The following is a 6,000-nucleotide window of genomic DNA, read 5'->3' on the forward strand; positions in this document are numbered from 1 at the left end:
TGTAAGCTCTTCTAGGTGGTTCGGCCGGACTGCTGATGGAAATCCTGAAGGAATTCGGGGTGGACATACAGCGGAGAACGGCGGAACCAGCGGGCTGTAGCGCAGCTTGGTAGCGCACTTGACTGGGGGTCAAGGGGTCGCAGGTTCAAATCCTGTCAGCCCGACCAAATAAGGAAAAAGCACCCGAACATCGGGTGCTTTTTCCGTTTAAGCAGGAAGGACCGCAGTGAGCCTGGTTCGATTGAACGATGTCCACGTCCGTTTCGAGAACACGCAGATCCTGCGCGAGGCGTTCTTCCGCCTCGACGCCAAAGACCGGGTTGGCCTGATCGGCCGGAACGGCTCCGGCAAAACCACGCTGCTCAAACTCGTCCTGGACCAGGTGGAACCCGAGTCCGGCACCGTATCCGTGGATGAGGGCATCCGGATCGGGTACTTTTCCCAGTTCTCCGAACTGGATGGCACCGCCACCATCACCGAGGTCCTTGACGCCCTGTTCGTCGAGGTCCACGAAGTCGAGGCCGAACTGGCAGCCATCGACGCCGCGATCGCCGCCGATCCCGCAGGCGGCCCTGAGCAGGACCGGCTGATTGTCCGGCAGGCCGAACTGTTCGAAGCCATGGACCGGCTCGACGGGTGGGACTACCACCGGAAGATCGACCAGGCCCTGACCAAGCTCAGTTTTGTGGAAGCGCACCGGACCTGCGCCATCGACGACCTCTCCGGCGGCTGGCGTAACCGCGCGGCCCTCGCCAGGATCATTCTGGAGGAACCGGACGTCCTGCTCCTGGATGAACCCACCAACTTCCTGGACATCCAGGGGGTGGAATGGCTGGAAGCGTGGTTCCGCGATTTCAAGGGCGCAGCCATCATCGTTTCCCACGACCGGAAGTTCCTTGACTCCGTCGCCACCCGCATCGTGGAAGTGGAGAACTTCCACCTCCACGAATACCCCGGAAACTTCGCCGAGTACGTCGTCACAAAACAGTTCCGGCTCAAGAGCCTCGAGGCCCAGTTTGTGCACGAATCCGAGCTGCTGGCCTTTGAAGCGGAGGGCATCGCCGACAGGCGCGAGGCCGCCAAAGCCGCCAGCAAGGGACTGAACAAACAGCTGGCCGGCATCAGGAAATCCCGGGCGCCTCGTCCCGTGGACGAAATCATCACCGAAATCTACCGCGGCCTGCACGTCAAGGACGTGCTGTGCCGGGTCAACGGGCTGGGCAAAGGGTACGGGGACCGCACGCTGTTCGCCGGCCTCGACTTCGAGGTCCGCCGCCGGAACCGGATCGTGGTGCGGGGCGCCAACGGCAGCGGCAAAAGCACCCTGCTGCGCGTCCTCACCGGCGAGGAAACAGCTGACACGGGCACCGTAGCCTGGGCTGCCGGCGCCAAAGTCATCTCCTACAATCAGGTCCTCGAAGACCTGGACGACGACGACACCCTCACCCACGCGGTCAACGCCATGCCCGACAGCCTGGCCCTCACCGCCACGCGCAAGTCGGTGGGACGCTTCCTGACCATGTTCCAGTTCTCCGAGGCGGACAAGAAGAAGCGCATCCGTGAACTGTCCGGCGGGCAGCGGGCCCGCGTCGCCATGGCCCAATGCCTGCTGTCCGGGGCGGCCGTGCTGCTCCTCGACGAGCCCACCAACCATTTGGACCTGCCCAGCACCCAGGTGATGGAACGCGCCCTGCTGCACTTCCCGGGCGCCGTGGTGGTGGTGAGCCACGACAGGTTCTTCACGGACAAGATCGCCAACCAGCTGATTGTGTTTGGCGGGGCAGTGGACGGAACCGTGGAAGTCCGGGCCGCCTAGTACCTCCGGGGTTTACTTCAGGAACTTCGACGTCCGGCGGTCTGCCAGGATCCTGCCCTTGGTCTGGCACGTGGGGCAGTACTGCAGGGCAGTGTCCGCGAAGGAGACCTCGCGGACGGTGTCCCCGCATACCGGGCAGGGCAGCCCGGTCCTGGCATGGACCCGCAGGTGGCTTCTTTTGACGTCCTTGAGGTCCTGCGGCGGCTTGCCCCGGGCCTCGGCCAGCGCCGCACCGAGGATGGTGTGGATGGCAGCGAACAGGGCTGCCACCTCGTCGGCAGCCAGGGACTTGGCGATCGCGAACGGTGAAATGCGCGCGGCGTGCAGGATCTCGTCGCTGTAGGCGTTACCGATCCCGGCAATAATGCCCTGGCTTCGAAGGACCCCCTTGATCTGCTGCGGACTTGCCCGCAGGATCTCCGCGAAGGTGCCGGCGTCGAACCCTGTACTGAACGGATCCGGCCCCAACGAAGCGATCCCCGGCACCTCCTGGGGGTCACGCACCACGTAGACGGCAAGGCTCTTGCGCGTACCGGCCTCGGTCAGGTCAAAGCCGTGGGGACCGTCCGGACCCTCGAACGCCAGCCGTGCGGCAATGTAGCCCTTGCCCTGCTTCAGCCGGCCGGCTGCGGGGGAGTCGGTGAAACGGACCCATCCTGCACGGGCCAGGTGGAACACCAGGGACAGGCCACCGGCATCGATGCTGACGAACTTCCCGAACCGGCGCACACCGTCCACCGTCCGGCCTTCCAGCGCCGAATACGGCGGGTCGGCCGTCTTGAGGACCGCGAACGACACAATCTGCACCGAGGACACCACGGCGCCCCGAAGGTGCTCGTCCAGGAATCCGGCCAGGCCGGCCACTTCCGGCATCTCCGGCATGTCCTACCGGCCCGGTTCCGGGCAGCGGGTGCGGGCGCGTCCACTCATGGGTCCCATCTTGTCGCAAAAGCCCCGCGAATGCAGCCACCGGATATGCCTATACTTTCACCGGCGGTCCGTTTCAGGGCCGGCGTTGACCTTGGTGTCCGAGCCGATTGAAAGGCCCCTGATGAGCAACATTCCCGAAGAGCTGTCCTACACCGCCGAACACGAGTGGGTCACCGCTCCCAACGCCGAGGGCGTGGTCCGGGTAGGCATCACCGACTTCGCGCAGGACGCGCTGGGTGACGTGGTGTATGCCCAACTGCCCGAAGCCGGCACCAAAGTTACGGCGAACGAAGTGGTGGGCGAGGTTGAATCCACCAAAAGCGTCAGCGACATCTACGCTCCCGTCAGCGGCGAAGTGGTGGCCCGCAACGAGTCGCTGGACAGTGATTCGGCCCTGATCAACACCGATCCCTATGGTGACGGCTGGCTCATCGAGGTCAAACTTGCCGAAGCGGACGCCGTTGAGTCGTTGCTCAGTGCATCCGAGTACGAACAGCAGGTAGGCTAAAGCCAACCGGTAAATCCGGTCCGGCCCCAGCGTTCCAGGCACGGCGTCTCCGCACGTCAGCTACAGGATGGGGTGCCGGAGCCGGACCTGCTGGGCAGGGCCGGTGGGTAATCGTTGGAAGCGGGCGCGCGCCCGCTGCGGAAATGAGGAGGAATCCATGGCTGGCCACACACAGAACCCTGCCGACGGGGAATACGGCACGGGTGCGGCTGGAGCGTCGGAGACCACCTCGATCCATCTCACACCGGTGGCGGACGAGCCCACCATAGCCCCGAAACTCTCCACCGAGGAACGCTCCTCCGTGGAAGCGCTGCCCGCGTTCTCGGCATTGCTCGTGGCGCACAGCGGCCCCAACGCCGGTGCCCGTTTCCTGCTGGATTCGGACGTCACCACCGCCGGACGCCACCCGGACGCTGATATTTTCCTTGACGACGTTACGGTCTCCCGGCGGCACGTCGAGTTCCGCCGCACCGCCAAAAGCTTCGAAGTGGTGGACCGCAACAGCCTGAACGGCACGTACGTCAACCACGACCGGGTGGACAGCGTGGAGCTCAAGTCCGGCAGCGAAGTCCAGATCGGCAAATTCCGCCTCACCTTCTACCTGAGCCCTGCCAGCGCTGCAGGCCGCAGCTGACCCGGGGACCACTGCCTGTGGCAATGGCACAACCCGAACGCCGGGGACCCCAGGTCCTGAACATCGGCGAAGTCCTCGCGCAGCTCAGCGGGGACTTCCCCGGCATGACCGCGTCCAAAATCCGGTTCCTTGAAGAAAAGGGACTTATCAACCCGCGGCGCACCCCCGCAGGTTACCGGCAGTATTCCGATGGCGACGTTGAGCGGCTCCGGTTTGTCCTGGCCCTGCAGCGGGACCAGTACCTCCCCCTGAAAGTCATCAAGGACTACCTTGACGCCATTGACAGGGGAGAGCGGCCGGAAAACCTGCCGCCCGGTGTTGTGGTCTCACCCCGGATCGTCTCCGACGAACTCGCTGCCGAGCTGCAGAACCGAGGCCGGACCCTGACTGAGGAACAGCTCCGCACCGAATCCGGTGCCAGCGTTCCCCTCCTGCAGTCGCTCCTGAGCTTTGGCCTGATCACCCACACCGGTGGCCGGTTCGAGGAACATGCCCTCCAGGTGGCCCGCGCCTGTGTGCAGCTGGAAAGCCACGGGCTCGAACCCCGCCACCTGCGGCCGTTCCAGGCCGCGGCCGAACGCGAGTTCGGGCTCGTGGAGCGCGTTGTCGCCCCGCTGGCATCCCGGAAGGACGCCGCGTCGCAGGCCCGGGCCGCCGAGGCCGCCCGCGAAATCAGCGACCTCTGCCTCACCCTCCACCGCGCCCTGGTGCAGGACCACATCTCCCGCATGGACATCTGATGATTGAAGTGGAAATCGTGGGCGTGCGGATCGAACTGCCCTCCAACCAGCCCCTGGTACTTCTCCGGGAAATCCACGGGGAACGTCACGTACCCATCTGGATCGGCACCCCTGAGGCGAGTGCCATTGCGCTGGCGCAGCAGGGAGTGGTCCCGCCCCGGCCCATGACCCATGACCTCCTGGTGGACGTGGTGGAATCCCTGGGCCACGCCGTGGTCAGCGTCAATATCGTTGCCGTTGAGGACAACATCTTCTACGGCCAGCTCCAGTTCGACAATGGGACCACCGTCAGTTCCCGGGCATCGGACGCCCTGGCCGTGGCGCTCCGGGCGAAATGCCGCATCTGGTGTGCCGACTCCGTGATGGATGAGGCGGGCGTGCGGATCACCGAACACGATGAGGGTGAGGACACCCAGCCGGGACCCACCGCCGACGAGGAGCGCGAGCTACGCCGGTTCCGGGAGTTCCTTGACGACGTGGAACCCGAGGATTTCGACAGCTGAAGGTCACGTTAAGGTTAAAGTTGAGGCTGAAAGTTTCGACACGCCTGCGCAAAGCCGTCAACGTCTTTGACCTTGTGCCCCGCCGGGCCTAACGTCGAAGTATCAAGTTCCCATTGCTTACGGCAGCCGGGCAAGTCACACTGGAAAGTGCGCCCTGCGGAAATTACATTCATGGCCTTTGTGCCTGATGACGCTGCAGTTGTTCCCGGGAGCGCACAACAAGGAGGATCCAGGTGAGTCCCAAAGGCGAATCAGGCGGGCTGAAACAGCCCACTGCCGGCGTTGCTCTGCCCGTCAGCGGAGCCCAGGGACTCCTGTTCACGGAGGATCTCCCGGTCCTGGACGAGGACGCGGGCTACCGCGGCCCTACGGCGTGCAAGGCCGCTGGCATCACCTACCGCCAGCTGGACTATTGGGCCCGCACCGGGTTGGTGGAACCCGCTGTCCGCGGCGCCGCCGGCTCCGGTTCCCAGCGCCTTTATGGCTTCCGGGACATCCTGGTCCTGAAAGTGGTCAAGCGGCTCCTGGACACCGGGGTTTCGCTGCAGCAGATCCGCACAGCGGTGGAACACCTGCGGGAGCGCGGAGTGGAGGACCTGGCCCAGATCACGCTCATGAGCGACGGCGCCAGCGTCTACGAGTGCACCTCCGCGGACGAAGTCATTGATCTTGTACAGGGCGGCCAGGGGGTGTTCGGCATCGCCGTGGGCCGCGTCTGGCGTGAGGTGGAAGGCAGTCTCGCTTCCCTTCCCAGCGAACACGCAGCCGAACAGTCCTTTCCCGACGACGAACTGAGTAAACGCCGGGCGGCACGGAAGATCAGCTGATACCAGGCTGGAACCCGGCCAACCAGGCAACGAGAAAGGGCC

Annotated in this window: 7 protein-coding genes and 1 tRNA gene; 7 read left to right on the plus strand and 1 reads right to left on the minus strand. The window is 64.7% G+C overall.

The window, feature by feature from the left end; all coding sequences use genetic code 11:
* Nucleotides 1–90 precede the first annotated feature (90 nt).
* Both ACU18_RS12730 and ACU18_RS12735 read left to right on the plus strand, forming a co-directional pair.
* Nucleotides 91–167 (plus strand) — tRNA-Pro (locus ACU18_RS12730).
* Between the two features lie 59 nt (nucleotides 168–226).
* Nucleotides 227–1,816 carry an ABC-F family ATP-binding cassette domain-containing protein gene (locus tag ACU18_RS12735; protein ID WP_050686076.1) on the plus strand — a complete coding sequence of 530 codons (1,590 nt, stop codon included), beginning with the start codon at nucleotides 227–229 and terminating at the stop codon, nucleotides 1,814–1,816.
* Nucleotides 1,817–1,828: 12 nt separating this feature from the next.
* Here the strand turns inward: ACU18_RS12735 and ACU18_RS12740 are convergent, their stop codons facing one another.
* Nucleotides 1,829–2,698, minus strand: a complete 870-nt coding sequence (locus ACU18_RS12740; protein WP_050686077.1) for an Fpg/Nei family DNA glycosylase — start codon at nucleotides 2,696–2,698, stop codon at nucleotides 1,829–1,831.
* Nucleotides 2,699–2,867: 169 nt separating this feature from the next.
* On the opposite strand from ACU18_RS12740, the gene gcvH reads away from it, so the two are divergent.
* The 5 genes from gcvH (at nucleotide 2,868) to ACU18_RS12765 (ending at nucleotide 5,958) form a co-directional block, all read left to right on the plus strand.
* On the plus strand, nucleotides 2,868–3,254 hold the full coding sequence (gene gcvH / locus ACU18_RS12745; protein WP_050686078.1) for a glycine cleavage system protein GcvH: 387 nt from the start codon (nucleotides 2,868–2,870) through the stop codon (nucleotides 3,252–3,254).
* A gap of 157 nt (nucleotides 3,255–3,411) precedes the next feature.
* Complete coding sequence (locus ACU18_RS12750) at nucleotides 3,412–3,888, plus strand: FHA domain-containing protein (protein ID WP_050686079.1); 477 nt, start codon at nucleotides 3,412–3,414, stop codon at nucleotides 3,886–3,888.
* A 23-nt stretch (nucleotides 3,889–3,911) separates the two neighbouring features.
* Complete coding sequence (gene ftsR / locus ACU18_RS12755; RefSeq protein ID WP_050686080.1) at nucleotides 3,912–4,628, plus strand: transcriptional regulator FtsR; 717 nt, start codon at nucleotides 3,912–3,914, stop codon at nucleotides 4,626–4,628.
* Nucleotides 4,628–5,131, plus strand: coding sequence for a bifunctional nuclease family protein (locus ACU18_RS12760; protein WP_050686081.1), 504 nt, complete (start codon nucleotides 4,628–4,630; stop codon nucleotides 5,129–5,131). Before ftsR ends, ACU18_RS12760 begins: the two co-directional genes overlap by 1 nt.
* A gap of 233 nt (nucleotides 5,132–5,364) precedes the next feature.
* Entirely contained in the window at nucleotides 5,365–5,958 is a 594-nt protein-coding gene (locus ACU18_RS12765) for a MerR family transcriptional regulator (protein ID WP_050686082.1), read from the plus strand.
* Nucleotides 5,959–6,000 lie beyond the last annotated feature (42 nt).

This window comes from Arthrobacter sp. ZBG10, from assembly GCF_001238605.1.
Classification (GTDB): domain Bacteria; phylum Actinomycetota; class Actinomycetes; order Actinomycetales; family Micrococcaceae; genus Arthrobacter.

Excerpts from the sequence above, each read along its gene's own strand:
- ACU18_RS12740 (WP_050686077.1), bottom strand. The coding sequence starts at position 2,698 with ATGCCGGAGATGCCGGAAGTGGCCGGCCTGGCCGGATTCCTGGACGAG.
- gcvH (WP_050686078.1), top strand. The coding sequence starts at position 2,868 with ATGAGCAACATTCCCGAAGAGCTGTCCTACACCGCCGAACACGAGTGG.
- ACU18_RS12750 (WP_050686079.1), top strand. The coding sequence starts at position 3,412 with ATGGCTGGCCACACACAGAACCCTGCCGACGGGGAATACGGCACGGGT.
- ftsR (WP_050686080.1), top strand. The coding sequence starts at position 3,912 with ATGGCACAACCCGAACGCCGGGGACCCCAGGTCCTGAACATCGGCGAA.
- ACU18_RS12760 (WP_050686081.1), top strand. The coding sequence starts at position 4,628 with ATGATTGAAGTGGAAATCGTGGGCGTGCGGATCGAACTGCCCTCCAAC.